We start from the raw sequence: 24,981 nt of genomic DNA, 5'->3' as shown, positions 1-24,981 counted from the left end.
CCTTTCCATCGTCCCGTTACCGGGCTCTTTGGTGCGGCCGCTGGGTCCGGCCGGCACTCTCACTTGCTCTTACAAGTGGAGGTTCTGACTACGCTTTTCAAGCCACGTTAACGCTCGCGTTCCACGGTTGTGACAGCTTTATTACAATGGAACGCTAACACAATGATGCGCCTGACTGGAGCGACGCTTACCATTTCCGAACCGCCTAAAATAGCAACGCCAGCAACACGCTACGGAATCACAGCATCATTGCCAAGGGGCATCGAATGCGCAATATCGGCAAAAGCTGTTTTCAACCTTGCCCGCAACTATTAACAGCGCCCGGCACCCGTTTTCAAATAGAAAGGGGCCAGCGCAAGGCAAGCCCCTTAAAATTACGGTCTCAACTCACGCTTCAGGCCGAAACGTTTGTCTTCTCGTCCTGGCGATCGGCGTAGATATACAACGGGCGGGCCGAACCGCGTGCGACCTCTTCGGAGATGACGACTTCGCGCACGCCTTCCAGTGCCGGCAGTTCGAACATCGTGTCGAGCAGGATCTTCTCCATGATCGAACGCAAGCCGCGTGCGCCGGTCTTGCGGACAATCGCCTTGCGGGCGATTTCGCGCAGCGCATCTTCGTGGAAGGTCAGTTCGACGTCTTCCATCTCGAACAGGCGCTGATACTGCTTGATCAGGGCGTTCTTCGGCTCGGACAGGATCTGGATCAGCGCATCCTCATCGAGGTCCTCAAGCGTTGCCAGAACCGGCAGACGGCCGATGAATTCCGGGATGAGGCCGAACTTGACCAGATCTTCCGGCTCCAGCTCGCGCAGCACTTCGCCGACACGGCGGTCGTCGGGTGCCTTGACCGTCGCGCCGAAGCCGATCGAGGTTTTCTCGCCGCGGGCGGAGATGATCTTGTCGAGACCTGCGAAAGCGCCGCCGCAGATGAACAGGATGTTGGTCGTATCGACCTGCAGGAATTCCTGCTGCGGATGCTTGCGGCCGCCTTGCGGCGGTACGGAGGCTACCGTGCCTTCCATGATCTTCAGAAGCGCCTGCTGCACGCCCTCGCCCGATACGTCGCGGGTTATGGACGGATTGTCGGACTTGCGGGAGATCTTGTCGACCTCGTCGATATAGACGATGCCGCGCTGAGCGCGCTCGACGTTATAGTCCGCAGCCTGCAGAAGCTTCAGGATGATGTTTTCGACGTCTTCACCGACATAGCCGGCTTCGGTCAGCGTGGTCGCATCGGCCATCGTGAAGGGAACGTCGATGATGCGAGCGAGCGTCTGGGCAAGATAGGTCTTGCCGCAGCCGGTCGGGCCGACCAGCATGATGTTCGACTTCGCCAGTTCGACATCGCCATTCTTGGAGGCGTGCGCGAGACGCTTGTAGTGGTTGTGAACGGCGACCGACAGGATCTTCTTCGCCTGGCGCTGGCCGATGACATATTCGTCGAGGACCTTGATGATGTCCTGGGGCGTGGGAACGCCGTCACGGGACTTGACCATCGAGGACTTGTTCTCCTCGCGGATGATGTCCATGCACAGTTCGACGCATTCATCGCAGATGAACACGGTCGGTCCGGCAATAAGCTTCCGGACTTCGTGCTGGCTCTTTCCGCAGAACGAACAATAGAGGGTGTTCTTGCTGTCGCCGCCGTTGCTGCCGCTGACCTTGCTCATATCACTTTCCTTCCAGCACGCCGCATTTCCAACGCGAAATCGCGGTCCACTCAATCAGCTCCCTGACAGCGCTCCCTACCCGGAGTTCCTGCCGACAAGGGCTTCAGGGGGTACGAACCGGGCCCAATCAATCATGTCCGGGTACCGGCGGCAACGAATTCCCCTTCGAATGCCGAATGCTATGTCATAAAAATTCAACATAGCATTAATAGCTACTATTAGCGTCTCCGCCGCCAGTTGAAACCCCTTGTTCAATCACAAATGGGATAGAACTGTGGCAGCGAAAACACCATCCCTATTAATTACTAGGCCTGATCGCCTTCGATTTCGATGCGCGATGTCAGAACCTTGTCGATGACGCCCCAGGACTGCGCCTCGTCCGCATCCATGAAATGGTCACGATCGAGGGTCTTTTCGACTTCCTCATAGGTGCGGCCTGTGTGCTTCACATAGACTTCGTTGAGGCGGCGCTTCATCTTCAGGATGTCGCGGGCGTGACGCTCGATATCCGATGCCTGACCCTGGAAACCGCCCGAAGGCTGGTGGACCATGATGCGGGAATTCGGTGTGGCAAAACGCATATCCTTGTGGCCTGCGGCCAGAAGGAGCGAGCCCATGGAAGCGGCCTGACCGATGCACAGGGTCGAGACGGCCGGCTTGATGAACTGCATCGTATCGTAGATCGCCATGCCGGCGGTGACGACACCACCCGGCGAATTGATGTAGAGCGCGATTTCCTTCTTCGGGTTTTCGGCCTCGAGGAAGAGAAGCTGAGCGCAGACGAGTGTCGCCATATGGTCCTCGACAGGGCCCGTCAGGAAGATGATGCGTTCCTTGAGCAGGCGCGAATAGATGTCGTAGGAGCGTTCACCGCGATTGGTCTGTTCCACAACCATCGGCACGAGTGCCATAGCGGTATCGACTGGGTTTCTCATGTGCGTCCTTTTAACGTCTTTCCGGCGAATGCCGGGAATCAAAGAAAAATGCCTTGTCTCTACATAGAGTGTCCCAGCCCCCCTCTTCAAGACACGCATAAGGATAACGTTAAGAAGCGAGCGCGGCATATGGCTTTGTCATTCCCCATCCCGTTTCTTCCAAACGCCTGTTAACGGCGAGGGTTCGCTTTTGCCTCTCACAGGTTTTCTCCGTGACAGGATGAAGGAAGGCTTACCGTATTCGAGACATTTTGCGGTCATTTAATCGGTCGGAAAGCTTACCGGCAGATATGCGGATCGCAGATTTGTGCCATTAATCAAACAGCGAGCTTCTTCGGCAAGAATGCAGGCAACACTCAAGGGGTTGCTGCTGTGTTCAATGTCACTACAGGTTTGTCCATCTGGTGCTCCGAAGCCCTGACGCTCGCTCTGATTCTGTTCGTGGCCTGGCGCCACAACCGGAAAAGCGCCGCCTATCTTTTTTGGGGGCTCGGCTTCCTGTTCAGCGGCGTCGGCTTTGCGCTCGCTGCAGCCCGCGGCGAAATCCCCAACCTCCTTTCCATTGAAATCGGCAATGCCGTCGCTCTGCTCGGGCAAAGTGCCTGGGTCGCCGGCTTCCTGGCGCTCGACCGCAAGAAGATGGAGTGGTGGGCGCTGCTGCCGCCGGCAATCTGGCTCGCAGGCGTCTTCCTACCGTGGATCAACGAGGTTTATTCCAACCGCGTCATTCTCTACAATCTCTCCTCCGCGACCGGCGCCACTGCGCTTGCCATGGCGGTCGCCGCCGGCGACATCCATCGCGAACGCACGCGCATCAAGCTGATGGCGATTTTCGTGCTGCAGGCCTTACTCTGCTTCGGCGTGGCGCTGACAATGGCGCTCACTCTGCCTTCAGATCGAGACGCGATCAATTTCGGCGGCGCAGCCGCCATGGCCACCGCCTTCCTGCTCATCATCGCTTTCGCGCTCACTTGCCGCCTCATCATGGAACGGTCGGAACGCCACCTGCGCTTCCTGACGCTCACGGATTCGCTGACGGGCGTGCTGAACCGCCGCGGCCTGCTCGGCTATTTCGACAAGATCCAGAATAAGGCGCACGAAGATCAGCACCAGGTCGGTGTCATCCTCTTCGACCTCGACCATTTCAAGCGCGTCAACGACCGCTTCGGCCATCAGTCGGGCGATGCGGTGCTGACCGCCTTTGCCCACCTTGCACGCCAGTATATTCCCAACAATATCTTCGGCCGCATGGGCGGCGAGGAATTCGCAGCCATCGTGACCGTCCGCGACCAGACGGAAGCGGAAGCGCTGGCGGAATCGATCCGCGCTGAATTCTGCCGCCTGCCGGTCAGCACCGGCGAGGCACTGATCCCCGCCACCGTCAGCGTCGGCATCGCGTTGTCCTCGGCGATCGAGGCCAATATCGACCGGATGGTATCGGCCGCCGACCGGGCGCTCTATTCAGCGAAGGCTGCCGGCCGCAACTGTACGGTTGTCTTCGGCGAGGAAGAGACCGCTGCGCCGGCGCCGGGCGAACCGAACATGCACGCCGGCGAACTCGTGCCGACCCTCGACGACCAGGTAGAAGCACTGCGCCGCATGGGGGTCCTCTCGCGTGCAGGTTAAGTGCCCATCTTTCCGAGGCCACGCAAATCCGCTAAGCCTCTGGCCATGATGATACCGCCCTTTCTCAAGATCGATCCTGCAATCCGCCATGTGTCGCTCGACGGCAGCGACCCGGCTTTCTACAGCAACCCGAACGCGGTCTATGCAGCGCTTCATGCCCATTGTCCCACCTTCTACTGGGAACAGCAGAAGCAGTGGTTCGTCACCAGCTATGATCACGTAAATGGACTGCTGCGCGACCGCCGCTTCGGCCGGCAGATCCTGCATATCGCCAGCCGCGAGGAACTCGGCCTGCCTGAACCCGAGCCGCATCTCGCCGCCTTCGATCTCGCCGAGCGTTATTCGCTGCTGGAACTGGAGCCGCCGGAACACACGCGGCTGCGCACCCTCGTCAACCGCGCCTTCGTCTCGCGACATGTCGAGAAAATGAAGCCGGAAATCGAAGAGCTCGCCAATAGGTTGATCGACGGCTTTGCTGACCGGGGTGAAGTCGAGCTTCTCTCGGCCTTTGCCGATATCATTCCAGTGACGATGATCGCCCGCATGATCGGCATTCCCGAAGAAATGGGGCCGCAGTTGCTCAGGTGGTCGCATGCCTATGTGCGCATGTATATGTTCGGACGCACCCGCGCGGACGAGGATGCCGCCGAGCAGGCGGCGCGGGAATTTTCCGATTACGTCAAGACTGTCGTTGCCGAGCGCCGTGCCGAACCGCGCGACGACCTCTTGACCCACATGATCCATACCGAGCACAAGGGCCAGTACCTTACGGAAGACGAGCTCGTCTCGACGGCCATCGTGCTGCTCAATGCCGGCCATGAAGCGACGGTTCACCAGATCGGCAATTCCGTGCGCATCATTCTGGACAGCGGTTATGATCCGGCCGAGCTTTTCCGCGACGAGACCGCCACCGAGCGCACCGTCGAGGAGTCGTTGCGCATCTGCGCGCCCGTTCATATATTCCAGCGCTGGGCGCTCGAACCCGCCGAGATCGACGGCGTAGCGTTCAAGCGCGGCGACAAGATCAGCATGATCCTGGCCGCCGCCAATCTCGATCCGGCCAAATTCAGCGATCCCCTCACCTTCAGGCCTGACCGTAACGAGGCGCCCAACCTCTCCTTCGGCGCCGGCATCCATTTCTGCATCGGCGCGCCTCTGGCGCGCCTGGAACTCAACATCGTGCTGCCGATCCTTTTCAAGCGCCTGCCGGGTCTGAAGCTTGCGAAGACGCCCGTCATCAAGGACGTCTATCACTTCCACGGCCTCGATCGCCTGGATCTCGTCTGGTAAAGCAGCGGTCCGACACCTGAAAGTAAAAAGGCCGACACGCTCTTCGCGTGCCGGCCCTTTCTGTTCCGAAAGGGAAAGGCGTATCAGCCGTAGCGGCCAGTGATGTAGTCCTCGGTGCGCTTGATTTTCGGCGACTGGAAGATCTGCGCGGTCGGGCCGTATTCGATCAGCTCGCCCAAATACATGAAGGCGGTGTTGTCGGAGATGCGGCTTGCCTGCTGCATGTTGTGGGTGACGATGACGATCGTGAACTCGCCCTTCAGCTGTGCGACCAGTTCTTCGACCTTGGCGGTCGAGATCGGGTCGAGGGCCGAGGTCGGCTCGTCGAGAAGCAGGACTTCCGGACGCAGCGCCACGCCGCGGGCAATGCAGAGGCGCTGCTGCTGACCGCCTGAAAGGCCGAGGCCACTGCCCTTCAGCTTGTCCTTGACCTCATCCCAGAGGGCGGCCTGACGCAGTGCCTGCTCGACGCGGATATCCATATCGGCCTTGTTAAGGCGCTCATGGTGGCGAATGCCGTAGGCGATGTTGTCGTAGATCGACATCGGGAACGGCACAGGCTTCTGGAATACCATGCCGACGCGGGCGCGCAGCTCGTTCATCGAGAAGCCCGGGTCGAGAATATTCTTGCCGTCGAGCTTGATCGAGCCGGTGGCGCGCATCTTCGGATACAGCATGTAGATGCGGTTCAGGATGCGCAGCAGCGTGGACTTGCCGCAGCCGGAGGGACCGATCAGGGCGGAGACCTGACGCTCAGGGAAGCTCAGGCTCACATCTTTGATCGCGTGCGCGTCGCCGTAATAGAAATTGACGTTTTCGAGAGCGATCTTGTCTTTAGCCATGGGCTTTTCGGACTTGCTGGCAGTTTCGAAAGTGTCTTGGGACTGAAGCATCATTTCCCACCTTTTCGGTTCAGGACGGAGCGCGATACGACGCTCAGGATTAGAACGACAGCCGTCATCACGAAGGCGCCGGCCCACGCGAGATTCTGCCATTGCTCATAGGGGCTCATAGCGAACTGGAAGATGACGACCGGAATGTTCGCCATCGGCTGCGACATATCCAGGCTCCAATACTGGTTGTTCAGAGCGGTGAACAGGAGCGGCGCGGTTTCGCCTGAAATGCGGGCGATGGCGAGCAGGATACCGGTGAGGATACCCGTAGAGGCAGCGCGATAGAGGACGTTGAGCGTGACCTTCCAGCGCGGGATGCCGAGCGAGAGTGCGGCTTCGCGCATGACATCCGGAACCAGCCGCAGCATCTCGTCGGTCGTGCGCACGACGACCGGCAGAAAGATGAAGGCGAGCGCGATGCCGCCGGCAAAGCCGGAGAAACGCGCCGTCGGGCGGACGACGAGTTCATAGACGAACAGGCCGATGATGATCGACGGAGCGGAGAGCAGGATATCGTTGACGAAGCGGATAACCTCGCCGAGCTTCTTGCCGCGGGCAAATTCCGACAGATAGGTTCCTGCCAGCACGCCGATTGGCGTGCCGATGATGACAGCCAGAACGACCATTAGCAGGCTGCCCATGAAAGCGTTGGCGAGACCACCGCCATCTTCGCCAGGCGGCGGGGTCATTTCCGTGAGAAGCGTGGGGCTCAGCGCCGCCAGGCCATGTACCAGCGTCGTCCAGAGGATCCAGACCAGAAAGACGAGGCCAAGGACGGTGGCGATGCCGCAAAGCGTCAGCGCGATGATGCTGCCAATCTGGCGGCGGCGGTAGAGAGAACCTGAATAGGTAGCCATGGTTACTCTCCCCTCTGTCTTGCCATGCGCACGAGCATGAGCTTGGCGGCTGCCAGAACAATGAAGGTGACAACGAAGAGGATGAGGCCAAGGGCTGCGAGCGACGACCTGTAAAGGTCATCGGAAGCCTCGGCAAACTCGTTGGCGAGCGTCGCGGCAATCGAAGTACCCGGCTCCATCAGCGACACCGCGATGTTATGGGTGTTGCCGAGTACGAAGGTCACCGCCATGGTTTCGCCGAGCGCGCGGCCGAGGCCAAGGAAGATGCCACCGACGACGGCGGTGCGGGTGTGCGGAATGACGATGTCGCGCACCACTTCCCATTTGGTCGACCCCAGCGCATAGGCCGATTCCTTCAGCTGTGCGGGAACGACCAGGAAGACGTCACGCATGACCGAAGAGACGAAGGGAATGATCATGATCGCCAGCACGATGCCGGACGTCAGCATGCCAATGCCGAGCGGGGCGCCGGAGAACAGGGCGCCGATCACCGGGATCGGGCCGAGCCAGTCGATCAGCACCGGCTGGACGTAATCGGACATGAAAGGAGCGAACGTGAAAAGGCCCCACATGCCGTAGATGATCGAGGGAATGCCGGCGAGGAGCTCGACGGCGCCACCGATCGGTCCACGGACGGAGCGAGGCGCAACTTCAGTAATGAACACTGCAATACCGAGGCTGACGGGAACGCCGATGATCATGGCCAATGCGGAGGTAACCAGGGTGCCATAAATCGGCACGAGTCCCGCAAACTGCTGGGCAACCGGATCCCATTCCGTGCCGGTCAGGAAGCCGAAGCCGAAGGTGCGGAAGGCAAGAAGCCCGCCCATGGCCATGGAGATCGCCGCTGCCAAAAGGGCGGCAAGAACAAACAGGCCGCAGCCCAAAACTATCCAGTAAAAAATACGATCGCCTGCGGCGCCATCGCGGCGTTTAACGCCCGCGGTGTTGGCGGGCAGCGATGCCATTGCTTCGCTCATATCCGTACGCTCTGCTGCTTTGAGGGGGTGTCAAAGGCATTCGGGGCGGAAAGCCAAGCTTCCCGCCCCGACCGCAGTTTCGTCAGGATCAGCCCTTGAAGGAGGCCGTCCAGTAGTCTTCAATCTGCTTCACGAGAGAGTCCGGAAGCGGGACGTAATCGAGCGACGAAGCTTCCTTCTGACCCTTTTCGAGAGCCCACTTGAAGAAGGCGAAAGCAGCCTTGGACCGAGCAGCGTCCTTCGGCTCCTTGTACATGATGGCCCAGGTGGTCGCCGTGATCGGCCAGGCCTTTTCGCCCGGAGCGTTGGTCATGATCAGGTAGAAATCCTGAGCTTTGCCCCATTCTGCGCTAGCAGCGGCAGCGGAGAAGCTTTCAGCGTTCGGCTTCGGATACTGGCCGGCAGCGTTCTGGACGAGAACGTAAGGCAGCTTGTTCTGCAGGGCGTAGGCGTATTCGACGTAACCGATCGAGTCCTTAACGCGGGTGACGTAAGCAGCAACGCCTTCGTTGCCCTTGCCGCCGATGCCGACCGGCCAGTTGACGGCGGTGCCTTCACCGACCTTGGACTTCCAGTCCGGATTGACCTTCGAGAAGAAGTTCGTCCAGTTGAAAGAGGTGCCCGAGCCGTCCGAACGGTGAACAACGGCGATCTGGCTGTCGGGCAGCTTCAGGCCCGGGTTTAGGTCGGCGATGGCCTTGTCGTTCCACTTGGTGACGTTGCCGAGGTAGATGTCAGCGAGAACCTTGCCCGAGAGTTTCAGTTCGCCCGATTTGATGCCCTTGACGTTGATGACGGGAACGATGCCGCCGACAACGAGCGGGAATTGGCCGAAGCCGCCAGCCGTCAGATCTTCCGGCTTGAGCGGGGCGTCAGAGGCGCCGAAGTCAACCGTTGCAGCCTTGATCTGGGCGATACCGCCACCCGAACCGATCGACTGATAGTTCAGCTTGTCACCGGTTTCCTTGTTGTAGTCTGCCGACCACTTCGAAAGAACCGGATAGACGAAGGTGGAGCCAGCGCCGGTAATTTCGGCAGCAGAAGCCGAGACTGCCAGAGCGGCAACCAGGCCAGCGCCGAGGCAGGCCGAAAGAAGTTTCTTGGTGAGCATTCGCGACTCTTCCCTGATGGAATGAAAGGACGACAAGGCTCGGCGCCATGGAGGGGGTGTCCACTATCGAGGGCGCTGATTTCCTCGTCACGGGAAGGGGGCTAGGCGTCTATTATTACAGTTTGATGACAGTTTGTGACATCGAAGCAGAATGCAAAGGTGTGCATAAGTTGCTGAAGTCACTGAGTTTCCGAATGAATCGCGCGTTAACAAAGTCTTAACGAGGAGGTGCGGCCCGAATGCCGCAGGACTGCGGTTGATTGCCGCAGCCCTTTTAGGAAATGTCGCAATCAGGATTTCGAAATGCCGTAACGGACGGCCGGCTTGTCGTGAGAAAGGTTCGGGCCGAGGCTGTGGCGAGCAGCCGTGAATGCGTCGAAATCGGCGACTTCAGGCAGCGAGGGAATGGTGATCAGTTCTTCCTGGTCGAAGCCGGCGAGAGCGGCATCCACCATATCCGTCACATCCATCACCATGGACGGTGGAAAGCGGTCGAAGGAGCCGCCGACACGCTCGAAGATCTCGGTACGGGTCAGCCCCGGCAAGACTGCCTGGAACTTGACGCCCTTCGGGCCGGCTTCGGCATTCAGCGCATGAGTCAGATTCAGTACGAAGGCCTTGGTGGCGCTGTAGGTGCCGTTGAAACGCTCGGGGATGAAGGCAACGACGGAGGCGATGTTGATGACTGCGCCCCTGCCGCGTTCGGCAAAGGTCTGGGCGGCAGCAACGGCAAGCCGGTTTGCGGCGATGACGTTCAGTTCGATCATAGTTTCGAGATAGTCGATGTCGTCTTCGAGCAGCGTGCCCTTCGGGCCGATGCCGGCATTGTTGACGAGAAGCGTGATGGCCTCATCTGCACGCAGGCGCTGTTCGACCTTGCGTACATCCTCACGCTTGGTGAGATCGGACGGCAGCACATCCACCTTTGATGCCCTGCTCTGCCGAAAGCTTTTCAGCAAGCGCATTCAGGCGCGTGACGTCGCGAGCGACGAGCAGAAGATCGTAGCCGCGTTTAGCAAGCCGGTCGGCATAGGTTGCGCCGATGCCCGAAGAGGCGCCGGTAATAAGGGCAGTTCCGGGAGTAGAGGCAGACATGGTTCCATCCTTTCGCGATTGGAATTTACTGGCATATGCCACTATATGAGGAAGAAAGCCGATCTTGCGCAAGAGGCGCAATGAAAAATAAACGGCAGCTGAGATTGACGGCCCGTCGATATGCTGGAGACATCGGCCGCAGGAGAATGGTGATGAATGAACGGACGAAGAGCTTCGAAGGCTGGCAGGTCTGCAGCAATAGTGCGCTGAAGCGCGCGACACGGCAGCTCGGTCAGCTCTATGACGACCTCATCGATGCGAGCGGTCTCAGGGGCACGCAATATACGCTGATGACGCAGATCCACATGAATTCCGGTTCATCGCTGAAGGTTCTGGCCGAGAGCATGGTGATGGACTTGTCGGCCCTCGGCCACACGCTAAAGCCGTTGATCCGCGACGGAATGGTGGAACTCGTGCCCGACGGGAAGGACCGCCGCGTCAAGCGCGTGAAGCTGACGGAAGCAGGCATCGAAAAGTGGCAGGAAGCGACCCGGCTCTGGCGGGAGGCGCACGAACGCTTCGAGCGCCTCTTCGGCGAGGAGCAGGCAAAGGCGCTGCGCGACACACTGAACCTGATCGCCTCGAAGGATTTCGCCGGCCGTTTCCGGGCCGGCTCGGACAAAGACTGATGACGCGACGTTAGAGGCGGACCACATAATCCTTGCGAGTCGTTTCAACGACTTCCCAGGTTCCCTTGAAGCCCGGTCTGAGGATCAGGCGGTCGCCGGCTTTGAGATGAATGGGCTCGCCGCCGTCTTCGGTGACGATGGAGTGGCCGGAGAGGATGCTGAAATATTCCCATTCCTCATAGACAATACGCCATTTGCCCGGTGTCGCCTCCCAGATGCCCGCGTAGAGACCGCCTTCGGCCTCTTCGAGATTCCAGGTGCGGAATTGCGGATCGCCGGAAATGATGCGCTCTGCAGCGGGAGCACCCAATTCCGGTTCGAGGCTCTTGATCTCGAAGGGGATCGCGTTTGCCATGGTCACCCTGTTCCTCAATGTCCTTCGCAGGCGCATGGCGTGTCGCCCCGGCGCAGTATTAGCACAAATGGATATATGTGCGAGAGCCTTGCTCTATGGGACAATGCCTGCCTTAAACCACAAGGGAGGCATCCATGAAGCCTTTTTGTGCCGCATTGACGATTTGCATGCTGTTCGGCATGTCGCCAAGTCGCTACATCTCCCTTCCAGGTTATGCGTTCAGGACGGACCCAACTTGCCACCGCACCGTCTCCAAACTCCAGTTTGATAGGAGATGCGATTGGCCGAGGATCGGGATAAAGGACTTTTCGCCACCGAACCAGTTTGGCATCTGGCTCTGAGAGGCTAACAAGGCACAGGCGGTCGCCGCTTTTGCCTGACATATGCTATACATCGCCCCAGCGTTTAAATTCTCAGACGGAGGGGGAGCCGATCTGGCGAAACTTGCATAAGCCACTGCAAAAAGCGCCTCGTTCCGCCCCCTACATCTCCGCATTCCCTGCCCTCAATAGGGTCCTAAGCACTGGCGACGGGGGCCGTAATAAGGCTGGTAGGTGTTGTCGAATGCCCTGTACGAACGATATCGCGCATAGCACCAACGCACGTGGCTGCCTCCTGCGTAGTAGGCCGAAGGTGCATATCGATACGGCCGGTAATAGTAAGGCTGGTAATAGCTATAAGGCCGGCCGTAATAGCCGTAGGGAGAGCCATAATACGTGTCATAGTACGAGCCGTAATACGGCTGTGCCAACGCGCCACCAATAATCGTACCAAGAGCTAAGCCACCCAAGGCCAAGCCCCAGTTTGATCCATGGTGATGGTGGTAACCACCGTGATAGCCGCCGTTCCAGTGGCCATCCCCTCCGTGACGCCATTGCACGGGCTCTACCTGTTGCTGTACTTCGATCCTGGGTGGGTTAATTGCCGGAAACGCCTGAGCTGGCGTGACGCCGGGAACAACTATGACCAAGCCGAACGCTGCCGTGGCTAGCTTATTCATGACTGTTCTCCTCTGCTCCAAATGGCGGAAATTTTCCTCCCCGCCGCCTGAACTAAAGGTGAACGCAATATGACGACAAACGTTCCGCAGAGCCATCGAATGACCTATGCCGTGCGGAGACCTGACTGATTTTTATATCGTTGCAGAACGTCTCGAAGAAGGAGATTACCAGAGCGGCCTTCGATGGTAATTGTCTCGCGCCCGAACGGGAATCCGAGCGTGTGTCGGATTTCCTCAACATCGCGGTTCAGAGATCCAAATAGCCTAGACGAAACGCGGCTTGACGATCCCTGACAGCATGGAACGCGGTCAGAAAGAACGGCCCGGATTTGGGTGCCGATGAGTTCTGTGGGCCGTAAGTCTGATGCTGGTTCACTTCTCCCTGACCGAGAGAGTTCCGTCGACATTGAGGTCTGGCGGCGCTTCGTGGACGAGCGAAAAGGAAATAATGCCTGCCTCGCTCGCAGCCCGCAGCAAAGCCTGCCGGAACTGTTCAGGACCGACTTCGCCGGTGATTGCGTCGACGCAGGCCTTGACGGCAATAACGTACTCCTCGCCATCGTCCGAGGGCCAATCCTGGAGAAGAACGCGCGCGGCGCCGGCGAGATTTCGGACCACCGTGCGCGTTTGCTTGCCATGAAATTTGAGACCGATCGGCGCAAAGGCCGAAAATCTATTCGTGGTCATGCCCTCAACCCCAGTCCTTGAGCAAACACTCATACACCAATATGCCACGGTCGTAGTTTCAACATTTATAATTGAGTTTCACAGGATGCGATCCGGTCGCTTCGGCAGCTTCGGCGAAATCGGCATTTGTGGATCGCCTGAGCGCCCGCCGCGTGGCAGCTGCGATGATGTGTTCGATCGCAAGATAACTTTCAAGCCGCCGACCGCCGATGCTGATCGTCTCGTCGACAAGCTCAGTGTGGGCACCTTCGAGAGCATTGCCGTTGTTATTGCGCCGCGACCACCTCGATCTCCAGCAGCCAGGCGGAATCGACGAGCTCGGCGACGACGAGCGTGGAGGCCGGAAGCAGCGCGCCCAGATATTCGCTGCGAACTTCGCGATTGACTGCCAAATAACCGCGATCGGCGATATAGGTGTTGATCTTGACGATGTCCGATTTGCCCATACCCGCGGCCCAGAGTTGGGCATCGATGTTCAGCCACACCTGCCGCGCCTGCGCGGCAAAATCCTCCGGGATCGCCTGCCCCGACAAGACCGGAACCTGGCCGCTGACGAACAGCAACCTTTCGAAATTCTCCAGCCTCACGGCCTGGGAGTAGCCGCGCGGCTGGGGCGCATCCAAGGCATTGATCGCTTCCCGTTTCATCTCTTCCTCACACCCTAAACGCACCAAAAAGCGTTTCTTGTTCGACAACATATCAGATTGAAGTCCGATTTTAACATCGGCCGCCAGCCCCTTGGACAATCGTCACCTGGAGAACCCTTGTAAACGGTGGAAAATACAATCGAGAACTGGATTTGCGAACCACGTCCATCCACACCGAGGCCGCGTCGTGTGGCTCTCCATCGCTTTAATGGTGATCGTTCTGGAAGCCGCGATCCTCGATGGAAATCAACGACGCGCTAAAGTCGAAAACCGGTTGGTCACATCGCTCTGCTTGCATCGCCGCAGCTGTCGCAGAACGGGACAGGCCGATAGGTGTCTGGCCAATGCTGCCATGGCTGAAGTCCAGTGATTGGAGCCGGCTGACCTGCCCGCACGGGGGTGCCTTCAATTGGGCATGCGGGCAAATCAACCGTTACTGCATTTTAGAACGTTGCCACGGGCTGCCCAATCCCCCAGATATCGGGTGACAATACTGCCTCGGGCGCCGGCACACCCGTTTACGAAGAAGAAAGCCATTTAAATTAGGATGGGCGCATAAACTGTTCCATGGGGACCGTTATGCCAGCCAACGACAACCGCCCAGTCAGCCCCCCTCCTCTGCTCGACGCGAAGGAGCTGGAAGAGATAATTAGGAGGTCCGGCAGTATCAAAGAAATGCTGGATGCGGCTGTCGATGCCGTGCGACGACGAGCAGAACTTCAGAAGCGGTGAAGGCCACTCGCTAGAATAACGCGAAGCCTTCGAAGAGGCAGGCGTGACGGGAGCCGTATGTTCAAGGCCAATCGGTCACTTTGCTTACGAAAAACCAGGCACCAGCAATAGCTATCAGGTTGCGGTTCATGTGATCCTGAATGATCGGCTCGCAGATCACTATCCCGAACAAAGCATCCGAGAGCGTGGATGTTCGCGCTTGCCGATGCCGTTAACATGGTCGTCCATCCGTAAGTTCAGAGGATGCTTTCCGCGCTGCTCGACGTGTATCGTCCGCAGTAAGAACGTCACGATTTCGATCGAGGGGCCCGATCCCTTACTTTTCCTTTTTTCGTGCGGTCGAACGAAATTGCCGCCCGGCTCTATTCGAACCGGACGCTGATCCTATGCCCGACAAATGTCGTCTGCGAGTTACAACGTTTGCTGCGAACAACGCTCAGATCTTCGACAGCGACTGCTCGAGATCGGCAATGATATCCTTCACATCCTCGAGGCCGACGGAAAGGCGCACCACATCTGGCCCTGCGCCAGCGGCGCTCCTTTGCTCGTCGGTGAGCTGCCGGTGTGTGGTGGAGGCAGGGTGGATCACCAGGGAGCGCGTGTCACCGATATTAGCGAGATGCGAGAAGAGCTCCAGACCCTCGACGAGCGTCTTGCCGGCCTCGTAGCCGCCCTTGACGCCGAAAGTGAAGACAGAGCCCGCGCCCTTCGGCGAATAACGCTGCTGCAGAGCGTGGTTCGGGTCGTCATCGAGGCCCGCATAGTTCACCCAGGTGATCTTGGAATGAGCCTTCAGCCATTTGGCAACATCAAGCGCGTTGTCGCTGTGGCGCTGCATGCGCAGCGGCAGCGTCTCGATGCCGGTCAGGATCAGGAAAGCGTTGAAGGGCGAGATTGCCGGGCCAAGATCACGCAGGCCGAGCACGCGGCAGGCGATCGCGAAGGCGAAATTGCCGAAGGTCTGGTGCAGAACGACGCCATTATATTCAGGGCGCGGGCTTGATAGCATCGGATAGTTGCCGGTCTTAGACCAGTCGAAGGTGCCGCCATCGACGATGATGCCGCCCATCGAGTTGCCGTGGCCGCCGAGGAATTTTGTCAGCGAGTGCACGACGATATCGGCGCCGTGCTCGATCGGCCGGATGAGATAAGGTGTCGCCATGGTGTTGTCGACGATCAGCGGCAAATCATGGCGGTGGGCGACTTCGGCGATCGCGGCTATATCGACGAAGGTGCCACCGGGGTTGGCAAGACTTTCGACGAAGATCGCTCTCGTCTTGTCATCGATCTTGCTCTCGAAATCATCAGGACTTTCCGGATCGGCCCAGCGCACCTGCCAGCCGAAATTCTCGAAGGCGTGACCGAACTGGTTGATCGAACCGCCATAGAGACGGCGGGCAGCGACGAAATTCTCGCCGGGACGCATCAGTGTATGGAAGACAATCATCTGTGCGGCATGGCCGGAGGCGACGGCAAGCGCTGCCGTGCCGCCCTCAAGCGCTGCAACGCGTTCCTCCAGAACCGCCTGCGTGGGGTTCATGATGCGCGTATAAATATTGCCGAACTGCTGCAGGCCAAACAGGGCTGCGGCATGGTCGGCATCGTTGAAGACGAAGGCCGTCGTCTGGTAGATCGGCGTTATGCGCGCGCCGGTCGCCGGATCGGGCTGGGCTCCGGCATGAATCGCCAGCGTATTGAATCCCGGATCGTTTTTGGCCATGTCGTCTTCCTACCCTGTTGTTGAACAGGGCGATCATAGCCACTCGAAGGCGAAAGTTAACCGCGATCTTTTTCAACCTTGGCACGTTCCGGGGAAAATCCGTCCTGCCGGATGGCGTCAGCCGAGAAGACGCGGATATTCAATAGCCGGGCAATGGTTCATCACAACCTTGATGCCGCCGGCTTCCGCCTTGGCGGCGGCTGCATCATCACGCACGCCGAGCTGCGCCCATACAACCTGCGGGCGGGGCTCTAGCGCCAGCGCCTCGTCAACGTCTCCAAGATATTCGGAGGCACGGAAGACATCGACCATGTCGATCGGCTCGGGAATGTCAGCAAGCCGGGCATAAACGGTCTGGCCGTGGATCTGCTTGCCGGCCTGCCCGGGATTGACGGGAATGACCTTGTAGCCGCGCGACAGCAGGTAACTCATAACACCATTGCTCGGCCGAGCCGGATTGGGCGAAGCCCCGTCAGCGCAATGGTTTTCACGGATTTCAGGATCCCGGAGAGATAGTCGTCGGCATAGGCATCGTGATTCATATCTGGCTTTCCCGGAAACAGATTTCATGTTTGCCGGTCATTGAAACCGGCGGCTTGTTTCAACGTATATATAGGTGCCGGAAAATATCAGGGAGAAATTGTGCCGTGAAAAAAATCGCCCTTACCCTCGCGCTCGTGCTAGCCGCCTCGCCGGCGCTTGCAATCTCGCGCTACAATCCGCTTGCCATGAGCTGCCAGAGCGTACGGGCGGCAATCCATAACGAAGGCGCCGTCATCTTTCGCTACACTTCGCCGCGAGGCCTTCCGCTCTATGACCGCTACGTGCGCAACAGCAGCTACTGCGACGCGACCGATTATGCGGAATGGACAAGCATTCCTTCCAAGGACAATCCAAGATGTCGGGTGCTGAACTGCCAGAATATGGACAACCTAGACGGGATGATGTTCATTCCACACTATAGCCTCTAGTCGGTATCCAATCGGAATTACGGATGTTAGCGGTCCTTTCGCATCTGCGAAAGGACCGATGTTCAATTTGCAGCTACAGAAATTCCAATCAAAATTCCTTTTAGTTGTGAATTTATAATCATTTCAAAGTTATAGAATAATGTCTATATTTCAGCATCATAGGATCCCCGACATTTCCTTGAATAAAAAGACTTTCACCTTCCATGCATAATTTGATCGCGTTATGTTCACGCGTCCATTAGAGACATCTCATAGTTGAGTGAGGTGGGCGCGATTGAACGTATTTCGAGCGCACGCAGAAATTGCCACAACTATGGGCAATTGTTCGCCAGATCGATCCATGCTATCCGAAATTTGAACATGCCGGTACGGCGGTGCCTTAAATCGCGCAAACACAGGTTGTCATTTTAAGGTCCGTTCTAAACGGGAAAGCTGTAGTGTTTTCCCATGTCTTGTTGCACTGCTCCGGAACATTCATCTTGGCTCTCGACGTCGTTCTTCTCGTCCTTTTCGGTGCTCTTCTGCATGCGACATGGAATGCGATCATCAAAGCCGGCACCGATAAGTCGCTTGATGCTGCGCTGATCTCGGCGGGCGGTGCGGTCGCATCGGTGCCTTTCCTTCCGCTGCTACCTTTGCCGCAACCACAGGCCTGGCCCTTTATCGGCGCCTCCGCCATCCTACAGTTTGCCTATTTCCAGCTGGTCGCCGCAGCCTATCGGGCGGGCGATATCGGCCTCGTCTATCCATTGATGCGCGGCGGCGCTCCACTGCTGATCGTCGCGACCAGCGGCTTCATCCTCGGCGAAAATCTAACGGGTGGGGCGATTATCGGCACGATGACGATCTGCGCCGGCATTATGACACTTGCCTTCGAAGCTCGCCATGGCAGCCGCCACGCCATTGTGCTCGCCCTGATGAATGCCTGCGTCATCGCCACCTATACCTATGTGGATGGTATCGGCGCACGGCTTTCCGGCAATGCGGTTTCCTATACGCTCTGGATGTCGTTGCTGCCGCCGGTTCTGCTGTTCGCCTGGGCGATCTCGCAGCGTGGTCTGCCGACCGTCGGCAAACATATCCGCCGCAACTGGTGGCGGGGGCTGATTGGCGGCGCAGGCTCGATTGCCTCCTATGGGCTGGCGCTCTGGGCGATGACGAGGGCACCGGTCGCGACGGTGGCGGCGCTGCGCGAAACCGCCATCCTTTTTGCTCTCGTCATCTCGGTTGTGGTGCTGAAGGAAAAGGCCAGCGTCTGGCGCTATCTCGCCGGTGTCATCATCGCGCTCGGCGGACTGATCCTGAAGCTCGCCTGATCACTCGTCCTTCCATTCGGGCGTGCGCTTGCCAAGGAACGCACTGATCCCTTCCTGTGCATCGCCGGTCAGCATGCTGTCGACCATGATGCTTGCGGCATAATCGTAGGCTTCCGCAATCGGCATCTCCAATTGCCGGTAGAAGGCTTCCTTGCCGATCCTCAGAGCCTGCGGCGATTTCGAGGCGATGACGGAAGCATATTTGCTGACCACCTGCGTGAGATACTGCTTCGGCACTATACGGTTGACGAGACCGAAGTCCTTGGCAGTGGAGGCGTCAATCGTTTCGCCTGTCAGCAGCATTTCCATTGCCTGCTTGCGATGAGCGGCGCGCGAGACGGCAACAGAAGGCGTCGAGCAGAAAAGGCCGATGTTGACGCCCGGCGTGCAGAAGGTGGACGTATCCGTGCAGATCGCGAGATCGCAGCTCGCAACAAGCTGGCAGCCTGCGGCCGTCGCGAGACCGTCGATCTCTGCAATGACCGGCTTCGGCAGGCGAGTGATCTCCAGCATCAGGTCGGCGGCCAGCGCAAAGGTTTCCTCGAAGAAGGCGACGCCACCATCCTCGTCGGCGCGATGAGCCGTCAGCTCCTTCAAGTCATGACCGGCGGAAAAAACGTTGCCGGTCGAAGCGATGACGACGACACGCACATTGTCGTCGCCGCCGGCCCCCTGAAGTTCGCCCATCAGCGTTTCCATCATCGATATCGACAGGACGTGGGCCGGCGGATTGTTGAGCGTCAGACGCAATATGCCGCCGGAAAGCTGGCGAAGCACCAGGGCGCCCTCGCCCGAATTGTTGTTGTCCTTGCGGAAGGATACGATCTCGGCCATGGCATAGTCCTGTGTGCTGTCTCCGTTCGGCTCTTGTGCCATAAGGGTGCGGCGATTTCGAGCCGAATACGGCGCAGCAGTGCCTATGAAGGGTAAAACTTCGAGCTTTCGGGCGCATTAAAGTGAGGTATGTCAATACCTCATCTCTAAATAACTGTTTTTGCTTGTTTATTTTTCTTGTTGCCGAAAGCGTTTGTATTGACCCTATAGGTGATTGCCGTTATAAGCCGCGCCAGAAATGCAGCCTCTCGGGGCTGCTTTCTTTTTGGTCGTCTTATGGCTGACCAAAGCCAAGCAACAAGAAACGCCCCTTCGCCTTCGGGCATGGGGATCCAAGAGAGAGTAACAATTATGGTAACCTTCTCCCAGAAGCCTGCAGAGGTGGAGAAGAAGTGGGTCGTCATCGACGCCGAAGGGCTCGTCGTCGGTCGTCTCGCTTCCATCATCGCTATGCGTCTGCGTGGCAAGCACAAGGCAACTTTCACGCCTCACGTTGACGACGGCGACAACGTTATCGTCATCAACGCTGAAAAGGTCGTTTTCACCGGCAAGAAGTATTCTGACAAGGTTTACTACTGGCACACCGGTTATGCAGGCGGCATCAAGGAGCGTACCGCTCGTCAGATCATCGAAGGCCGCTTCCCGGAGCGCGTCCTCGAGAAGGCTGTTGAGCGCATGGTTCCGCGCGGTCCGCTCGGCCGTCGCCAGATGAAGAACCTGCGCGTTTACGCCGGCCCGAACCATCCCCACGAAGCACAGCAGCCGACCGTCCTCGACGTCGCAACGCTGAACAAGAAGAACGTAAGGAGCGCCTGATAATGGCTGACCTTTCCTCCCTGAAGGATCTCGGCACGTCGTCGGAAGCTGCTGTTGCCGCTCCGGCTCACGTCCGCAAGGTCGACTCGCTTGGCCGCTCCTATGCGACCGGCAAGCGCAAGGACGCCGTCGCCCGCGTTTGGGTCAAGGCCGGCTCCGGCAAGATCATCGTCAACGGCAAGGACTTCACGGCTTACTTCGCCCGTCCGGTTCTGCAGATGATCCTGCGTCAGCCGATTGTCGCGGCTGCCCGTGACGGCCAGTTCGACATCATCGCAACCGTTGCCGGCGGCGGCCTCTCCGGCCAGGCCGGTGCTGTTCGCCACGGTTTGTCCAAGGCACTCACCTACTTCGAACCGGGCCTGCGCTCGGTCCTGAAGAAGGGTGGCTTCCTGACCCGCGACAGCCGCGTCGTTGAACGTAAGAAGTATGGTAAGGCCAAGGCCCGCCGTTCGTTCCAGTTCTCGAAGCGCTAATCGCTTTCTGGATATGCTTTCATGGAGGCCGGGCTCACGCCCGGCCTTTTCTTTATTCCGGCTTGTTGAAGAAGGCTTCGAGCCGATAGCCGTCCGGATCGATGACGAAGGCTGCATAATAGAACTGCCCGTAATCCGGGCGGATGCCGGGCGAACCGTTATCCTCGCCGCCATTGGCAAGGGCTGCGGCATGGAAGGCTTTGACAGCCTCCTCGCTCGTGGCAACAAAGCAAAAATGCAGGCCAGAGCCGCGATCTGCCGGCACCGGGCGCTCCACTTCGCTGACCCAGAAGGCCGGCCGTTCGGCGCCATATCCCATCGTTCCATCGAAATTCGACAGCCGCTCGTAACCGAGCGGTGCCAGTGCCGCGTCGTAGAATTGGCGTGATCTCTCGAGGCTTTTTACCCCGATTGAAATGTGATCGAACATTGCCCGTGGCTCCTTCCTGGTTCGGTCGGCGCAGCTTCTTGGAAGCAATTTGCGAAGTCAACGCATTGGCGATCACCTATTGTCGTCGATGCCCGACACTGGTAAAGCGGTACCATATTCAGACCAGACAAGACAGGACCTGAGATGGGAGCCACCCCGTCCGCAGACAGATTCGCCGCAGCAACCTTTTGATGTTGTTGCGGCATCTGTCCGACCAATCCACACAGTGATGAGAAGGCAGATCGCCGTCGAATGAACTCATTCGAGCGGATGAATATCCATGCCTTCCGAAAACAGAAACTGGACTTGCTCCCTGCCGGCCGCGCTGCTGCTGCTGGCGCCCTTCGATATCCTAGCCTCGCTTGCCATGGATATCTATCTCCCCGTCGTTCCGAAGATGCCTGAAGCACTCGGCACCTCGGCGACAGTCGTTCAACTGACGCTGAGCCTTTACATGCTCATTCTTGGTGCCGGACAGATGCTCTTCGGGCCTCTGTCGGACCGGATCGGTCGGCGCCCAGTGCTGCTTGGCGGCGCACTGCTGTTTGCGGCTTCCTCACTGCTGCTCGCAGCCACCTCGTCGGCCGCACTATTCCTCATGCTGCGACTGCTGCAGGCGACAGGCGCGTCGGCGGCACTTGTGGCGACCTTTGCAACGGTGCGCGACATCTATGCCGTAAGGCCGGAAGGCGCCGTCATCTACAGCCTGCTTGGCGCGATCCTCTCCTTCGTGCCAGCGCTTGGACCGATCGCCGGCGCACTGGTTGCCGATCATGTCGGATGGCGTGCCATCTTCCTGCTGCTCAGCGGGCTGATGGTCGCAGCGATCCTCAATGCGCTGCGGGGCTGGCACGAAACGAGACCTGAGACATCGGCCAAGACGCCGATCAGCATAGGCACGATCCTGGCGAATGCACATTTCTGGACCTACACGACAGGCTTCAGCGCGGCGATGGGAGCCTTCTTCGTATTCTTTTCCACCGCACCTCGTGTGCTCATCGATCATGCCGGTTTTTCGGGTCTCGCCTTCAGCCTCTCCTTTGCCACGGCAGCGGCGGTGATGATCATCTCAGCACGTTTCGCTGGCCGCTTCGTCGCACGATGGGGAATGGCCGGTAGCCTCGCCCGCGGCATGGGCATGCTTCTTGTCGGCGCATTGTTCCTCGGCATCGGTGAAGTGCTGCTTGCTCCATCGTTCGTCAGCTTCGTCCTGCCCATGTGGATCATTGCTGGCGGTATCGTGCTGACGACCGCGGTCACAGCGAACGGTGCGCTGGCGGCCTTTGGCCAAACAGCCGGAACGGCTGTCGCGCTCTATTTCTGTGTCGAAAGCCTTATCGTCGGCTGCGTCGGCACGCTCTTCGTGCTGCTACTGGACGGCAATACGGCATGGCCGCTCGCCGGCTATTGCACGATGATGAGTATCATCACCCTGCTTGCGTTACGCCTCATCCGCGCTCGCGGCTGAGACCAAAAGGGCGGCGGAGAAGATCCGCCGCCTTGCCCTGAAATGTGATTCCTTGAAATCTGTCAGAAGCTCACCTACCCCTTCCTATAGTGACAAGGAACCCGCACATGTCGACCGCCCAGCCCTCGCCCTTCGCCGCCACACCCGAGCCTCCATATTACATCGTTACCTTCTCCTCTATTCGCACCAAAGGCGATAACGGCTACGGCGCCATGTCCGATCGGATGGCGGAGTTGGCGTTGCAGCAGCCGGGCTGTCTGGGGGCCGAAAGCGCCCGAGATGCCGATGGCTTCGGGATCACCAATTCCTATTGGGCGGATGAGGAAAGCCTGAGGGCCTGGAAGCAGGTGGTGAGCCATCTGGCCGCCCAGCGGCTTGGCCGCGAGCGCTGGTACAAGCAATATAAGGTTCGCATTGCGCGGGTAGAACGCGCCTATGAATTCACCGCGGAGGAAGGTCCTGACCATGGCAAATAAGTCAATCGACCATGCCTTCACCGCACAGAGCCTGACATCGATCGCCTCCGACCCGACCTTTGCCGGCGCGCTTTCCTTCATGCGCCGCCGCTTCACCAAGGATCTGACCGGCGTCGATGCCGTCGTCTGGGGCATCCCTTTCGATGCGGCGACCTCTAACCGGCCAGGCACACGCTTCGGGCCGCAGGCGATCCGCCGGGCGTCGGCGATCTTCGACAATGATCCACAATATCCGTTCCAGCGCGATCTCTTCGCCGAGATGGCCGTCATCGACTATGGCGACTGCCTGCTCGACTACGGCAATCATCAGGATACGCCCGCCGCCATCGAGCGGCAGGCGGGCGCCATCCTCGACAGCGGCGCCTTCCTGCTCACGCTCGGCGGCGACCATTATGTCACCTGGCCGCTCTTGAAGGCGCATGTCGCGCGGCACGGCCCGCTGGCGCTCGTGCAATTCGACGCACATCAGGACACCTGGTTCGACGAAGAGCGGCGTATCGACCACGGCTCCTTCGTGGCGCGTGCGGTGCGCGCCGGCCTTATCGATCCCGACCGTTCGATCCAGATCGGCATCCGCACCCATGCGCCCGAGGATTTCGGTATTCACATCCTCTACGGTCATCAGATCGAGGAAATGAGCGCTAGCGATATCGCCTCTGCAATCATCACCCATACGAAGGGCTCGCCCGCATACCTGACCTTCGATATCGATTGCCTGGATCCGGCCTATGCGCCCGGCACTGGCACGCCGGTTTCGGGCGGCCCTTCCAGCGCGAAAATTCTCTCCACATTGCAGCGGCTGAAACAGCTCGATGTCAGAGGCGCCGACGTCGTCGAAGTCTCTCCGCCCTATGATCACGCCGATATCACCGCCATTGCGGGGGCGACGGTCGCGATGTATATGCTGGGCCTCCACGCCGAACGGCGCGCGACGGCAATTTGAATGCCGTTATCAAATTGATTCAACTTCGTGGCAAACTGATTCCGGAAACAACCCGAACCCGCTGAAAGTGCAGGATAATCATGGCAGCAAAGATCTTCATCGATGGCGAAGCTGGAACGACGGGTCTGCAGATCCGCGAGCGTCTGGCGGAACGTCGCGATCTTGAGCTGCTGTCGATCCCGACTGAAAGCCGTAAGGACAAGGCCGTGCGCGCCGCCCTGCTGAACGAAGCCGATATCGCCATCCTTTGCCTGCCTGACGATGCCGCGAAGGAAAGTGTCAGCCTGATCGAGAACGGCAGCACCAAGGTGATCGACGCTTCGACGGCTCATCGTGTCGCAGAAGGCTGGGCTTATGGCTTTCCGGAAATGAGCAAGGAACAGGCCGGTATCATCGCCTCGGCCAAACGCGTCGCCAACCCCGGCTGCTGGCCGCAGGGGCCGATCGCCATGCTGCGCCCGCTGATCGAAGCCGGTCTGGTCCCGGCCGATTTTCCCGTCACGGTCAACGGCATCTCCGGCTATTCCGGCGGCGGCCGTACGATGATCGAGGACTACGTCGCCAAGGGCGAGGATGCGCCCGAATACATGCCTTACGGCCTGACCTTCAAGCACAAGCACCTGCCGGAGCTGCAGCGTTATGCCAAGCTTGGACGCGTGCCGTTTTTCCAGCCGGTCGTCGGCAATTTCGCGCAGGGCATGGTCGTGACCGTGCCGCTGCAGCTCTCGCATCTGCCGAAAGTGCCGAAGGGCGCCGACCTCCACGCTGCGATCGCCGATTATTATGCCGGCATCAAGGGCTTCGTCGAGGTCGCTCCCTTCGAAGCCTCGGAGCGCACGCCGGAACTCGACCCGGAAATCTACAACAACACTAACCGCATGCGCCTGCACGTCTTTGCCAATGACGATGTCGCGCAGGCGCTGCTAGTCGCCGTCTACGACAATCTCGGCAAGGGTGCCTCGGGCGCCGCCGTACAGAACATGGACCTGATGCTGGGCGTCTGACATCAGGCATTTGCCTGT

Annotated in this window: 25 protein-coding genes and 2 pseudogenes; 12 read left to right on the top strand and 15 right to left on the bottom strand. The window is 58.9% G+C overall.

The features are described from left to right. Positions 1-394 precede the first annotated feature (394 nt). Together clpX and clpP are read right to left on the bottom strand one after the other, a co-directional pair. Positions 395-1,672: an ATP-dependent Clp protease ATP-binding subunit ClpX gene (clpX, locus tag EV281_RS01315; RefSeq protein WP_132651173.1), complete on the bottom strand. Its 1,278-nt coding sequence runs from the start codon at positions 1,670-1,672 to the stop codon at positions 395-397. Positions 1,673-1,977: 305 nt separating this feature from the next. Beyond that, complete coding sequence (gene clpP, locus EV281_RS01310) at positions 1,978-2,607, bottom strand: ATP-dependent Clp endopeptidase proteolytic subunit ClpP (RefSeq protein ID WP_132651172.1); 630 nt, start codon at positions 2,605-2,607, stop codon at positions 1,978-1,980. A 372-nt stretch (positions 2,608-2,979) separates the two neighbouring features. Here clpP and EV281_RS01305 point away from each other — a divergent pair, with 372 nt between their 5' ends. Together EV281_RS01305 and EV281_RS01300 are read left to right on the top strand one after the other, a co-directional pair. Beyond that, positions 2,980-4,233, top strand: a complete 1,254-nt coding sequence (locus EV281_RS01305) for a diguanylate cyclase (RefSeq protein WP_132651171.1) — start codon at positions 2,980-2,982, stop codon at positions 4,231-4,233. 45 nt (positions 4,234-4,278) lie between these two features. Continuing rightward, complete coding sequence (locus EV281_RS01300; protein WP_132651170.1) at positions 4,279-5,523, top strand: cytochrome P450; 1,245 nt, start codon at positions 4,279-4,281, stop codon at positions 5,521-5,523. 83 nt (positions 5,524-5,606) lie between these two features. Here EV281_RS01300 and pstB read toward each other — a convergent pair whose 3' ends face one another. The 5 genes and pseudogenes from pstB to EV281_RS01275 all read right to left on the bottom strand — a co-directional run bounded on the left by pstB (position 5,607) and on the right by EV281_RS01275 (position 10,459). Then, the gene (gene pstB, locus EV281_RS01295; protein WP_184327100.1) at positions 5,607-6,419 is read right to left on the bottom strand and encodes a phosphate ABC transporter ATP-binding protein PstB; all 813 of its coding nucleotides are present in this window, start codon (positions 6,417-6,419) and stop codon (positions 5,607-5,609) included. Beyond that, positions 6,416-7,273 carry a phosphate ABC transporter permease PstA gene (gene pstA, locus EV281_RS01290; RefSeq protein ID WP_132651168.1) on the bottom strand — a complete coding sequence of 286 codons (858 nt, stop codon included), beginning with the start codon at positions 7,271-7,273 and terminating at the stop codon, positions 6,416-6,418. Before pstA ends, pstB begins: the two co-directional genes overlap by 4 nt. 2 nt (positions 7,274-7,275) lie before the next feature. Further along, positions 7,276-8,253 (bottom strand): phosphate ABC transporter permease subunit PstC, encoded by a 978-nt coding sequence (gene pstC, locus EV281_RS01285; protein WP_132651167.1) that lies wholly within the window; start codon positions 8,251-8,253, stop codon positions 7,276-7,278. A gap of 88 nt (positions 8,254-8,341) precedes the next feature. Beyond that, a complete protein-coding gene (pstS, locus tag EV281_RS01280; protein WP_132651166.1) occupies positions 8,342-9,364 on the bottom strand; it encodes a phosphate ABC transporter substrate-binding protein PstS in 1,023 nt (340 codons plus the stop codon). Positions 9,365-9,654: 290 nt separating this feature from the next. Further along, a pseudogene (locus EV281_RS01275) lies at positions 9,655-10,459 on the bottom strand (SDR family oxidoreductase). 152 nt (positions 10,460-10,611) lie between these two features. Here EV281_RS01275 and EV281_RS01270 point away from each other — a divergent pair. Next, positions 10,612-11,088, top strand: a complete 477-nt coding sequence (locus EV281_RS01270) for a MarR family winged helix-turn-helix transcriptional regulator (protein ID WP_132651165.1) — start codon at positions 10,612-10,614, stop codon at positions 11,086-11,088. A 10-nt stretch (positions 11,089-11,098) separates the two neighbouring features. Here EV281_RS01270 and EV281_RS01265 read toward each other — a convergent pair whose 3' ends face one another. Continuing rightward, a complete protein-coding gene (locus EV281_RS01265; RefSeq protein WP_132651164.1) occupies positions 11,099-11,443 on the bottom strand; it encodes a cupin domain-containing protein in 345 nt (114 codons plus the stop codon). Between the two features lie 134 nt (positions 11,444-11,577). On the opposite strand from EV281_RS01265, the gene EV281_RS32040 reads away from it, so the two are divergent. Next, positions 11,578-11,784, top strand: a complete 207-nt coding sequence (locus EV281_RS32040) for a hypothetical protein (protein ID WP_132651163.1) — start codon at positions 11,578-11,580, stop codon at positions 11,782-11,784. Positions 11,785-11,948: 164 nt separating this feature from the next. Here EV281_RS32040 and EV281_RS01255 read toward each other — a convergent pair whose 3' ends face one another. From EV281_RS01255 to EV281_RS01235, 5 genes and pseudogenes are all read right to left on the bottom strand, one after another. Further along, entirely contained in the window at positions 11,949-12,443 is a 495-nt protein-coding gene (locus EV281_RS01255) for a BA14K family protein (RefSeq protein WP_132651162.1), read from the bottom strand. Between the two features lie 372 nt (positions 12,444-12,815). Then, positions 12,816-13,130: a DUF982 domain-containing protein gene (locus EV281_RS01250; protein ID WP_132651161.1), complete on the bottom strand. Its 315-nt coding sequence runs from the start codon at positions 13,128-13,130 to the stop codon at positions 12,816-12,818. A 266-nt stretch (positions 13,131-13,396) separates the two neighbouring features. Continuing rightward, the gene (locus EV281_RS01245) at positions 13,397-13,777 is read right to left on the bottom strand and encodes a RidA family protein (protein ID WP_132651974.1); all 381 of its coding nucleotides are present in this window, start codon (positions 13,775-13,777) and stop codon (positions 13,397-13,399) included. Positions 13,778-14,945: 1,168 nt separating this feature from the next. Continuing rightward, complete coding sequence (locus EV281_RS01240; protein ID WP_132651160.1) at positions 14,946-16,229, bottom strand: O-acetylhomoserine aminocarboxypropyltransferase; 1,284 nt, start codon at positions 16,227-16,229, stop codon at positions 14,946-14,948. 117 nt (positions 16,230-16,346) lie between these two features. Then, positions 16,347-16,771: pseudogene (locus EV281_RS01235) on the bottom strand (CoA-binding protein). A gap of 105 nt (positions 16,772-16,876) precedes the next feature. Between EV281_RS01235 and EV281_RS01230 the strand changes: the two are divergent. Together EV281_RS01230 and EV281_RS01225 are read left to right on the top strand one after the other, a co-directional pair. Next, positions 16,877-17,200 (top strand): hypothetical protein, encoded by a 324-nt coding sequence (locus EV281_RS01230; RefSeq protein ID WP_132651159.1) that lies wholly within the window; start codon positions 16,877-16,879, stop codon positions 17,198-17,200. A gap of 479 nt (positions 17,201-17,679) precedes the next feature. After that, the gene (locus EV281_RS01225) at positions 17,680-18,516 is read left to right on the top strand and encodes an EamA family transporter (RefSeq protein ID WP_132651158.1); all 837 of its coding nucleotides are present in this window, start codon (positions 17,680-17,682) and stop codon (positions 18,514-18,516) included. Here EV281_RS01225 and EV281_RS01220 read toward each other — a convergent pair whose 3' ends face one another. Further along, positions 18,517-19,350, bottom strand: a complete 834-nt coding sequence (locus EV281_RS01220; RefSeq protein WP_132651157.1) for an enoyl-CoA hydratase — start codon at positions 19,348-19,350, stop codon at positions 18,517-18,519. It abuts the gene before it with no gap. Positions 19,351-19,701: 351 nt separating this feature from the next. Between EV281_RS01220 and rplM the strand changes: the two genes are divergently transcribed. Then, a complete protein-coding gene (rplM, locus tag EV281_RS01215; protein ID WP_132651156.1) occupies positions 19,702-20,166 on the top strand; it encodes a 50S ribosomal protein L13 in 465 nt (154 codons plus the stop codon). A 2-nt stretch (positions 20,167-20,168) separates the two neighbouring features. Beyond that, a complete protein-coding gene (rpsI, locus tag EV281_RS01210) occupies positions 20,169-20,642 on the top strand; it encodes a 30S ribosomal protein S9 (RefSeq protein WP_132651155.1) in 474 nt (157 codons plus the stop codon). A gap of 52 nt (positions 20,643-20,694) precedes the next feature. Here the strand turns inward: rpsI and EV281_RS01205 are convergent, their stop codons facing one another. Beyond that, positions 20,695-21,072 carry a VOC family protein gene (locus tag EV281_RS01205; RefSeq protein ID WP_132651154.1) on the bottom strand — a complete coding sequence of 126 codons (378 nt, stop codon included), beginning with the start codon at positions 21,070-21,072 and terminating at the stop codon, positions 20,695-20,697. Positions 21,073-21,346: 274 nt separating this feature from the next. Between EV281_RS01205 and cml the strand changes: the two genes are divergently transcribed. From cml to argC, 4 genes are all read left to right on the top strand, one after another. Then, the gene (cml, locus tag EV281_RS01200; protein WP_184327372.1) at positions 21,347-22,540 is read left to right on the top strand and encodes a CmlA/FloR family chloramphenicol efflux MFS transporter; all 1,194 of its coding nucleotides are present in this window, start codon (positions 21,347-21,349) and stop codon (positions 22,538-22,540) included. Positions 22,541-22,647: 107 nt separating this feature from the next. Beyond that, the gene (locus EV281_RS01195; protein ID WP_132651152.1) at positions 22,648-23,016 is read left to right on the top strand and encodes an antibiotic biosynthesis monooxygenase; all 369 of its coding nucleotides are present in this window, start codon (positions 22,648-22,650) and stop codon (positions 23,014-23,016) included. Continuing rightward, positions 23,006-23,959, top strand: a complete 954-nt coding sequence (speB, locus tag EV281_RS01190) for an agmatinase (RefSeq protein WP_132651151.1) — start codon at positions 23,006-23,008, stop codon at positions 23,957-23,959. Before EV281_RS01195 ends, speB begins: the two co-directional genes overlap by 11 nt. Before the next feature lie 80 nt (positions 23,960-24,039). Further along, on the top strand, positions 24,040-24,963 hold the full coding sequence (gene argC / locus EV281_RS01185; RefSeq protein WP_132651150.1) for an N-acetyl-gamma-glutamyl-phosphate reductase: 924 nt from the start codon (positions 24,040-24,042) through the stop codon (positions 24,961-24,963). Positions 24,964-24,981: the final 18 nt, after the last annotated feature.

It is taken from the genome of Rhizobium sp. BK418, from assembly GCF_004341105.1.
Taxonomy (GTDB): Bacteria; Pseudomonadota; Alphaproteobacteria; order Rhizobiales; family Rhizobiaceae; genus Rhizobium.
This window is presented reverse-complemented; position numbering and strand designations above follow the sequence as displayed.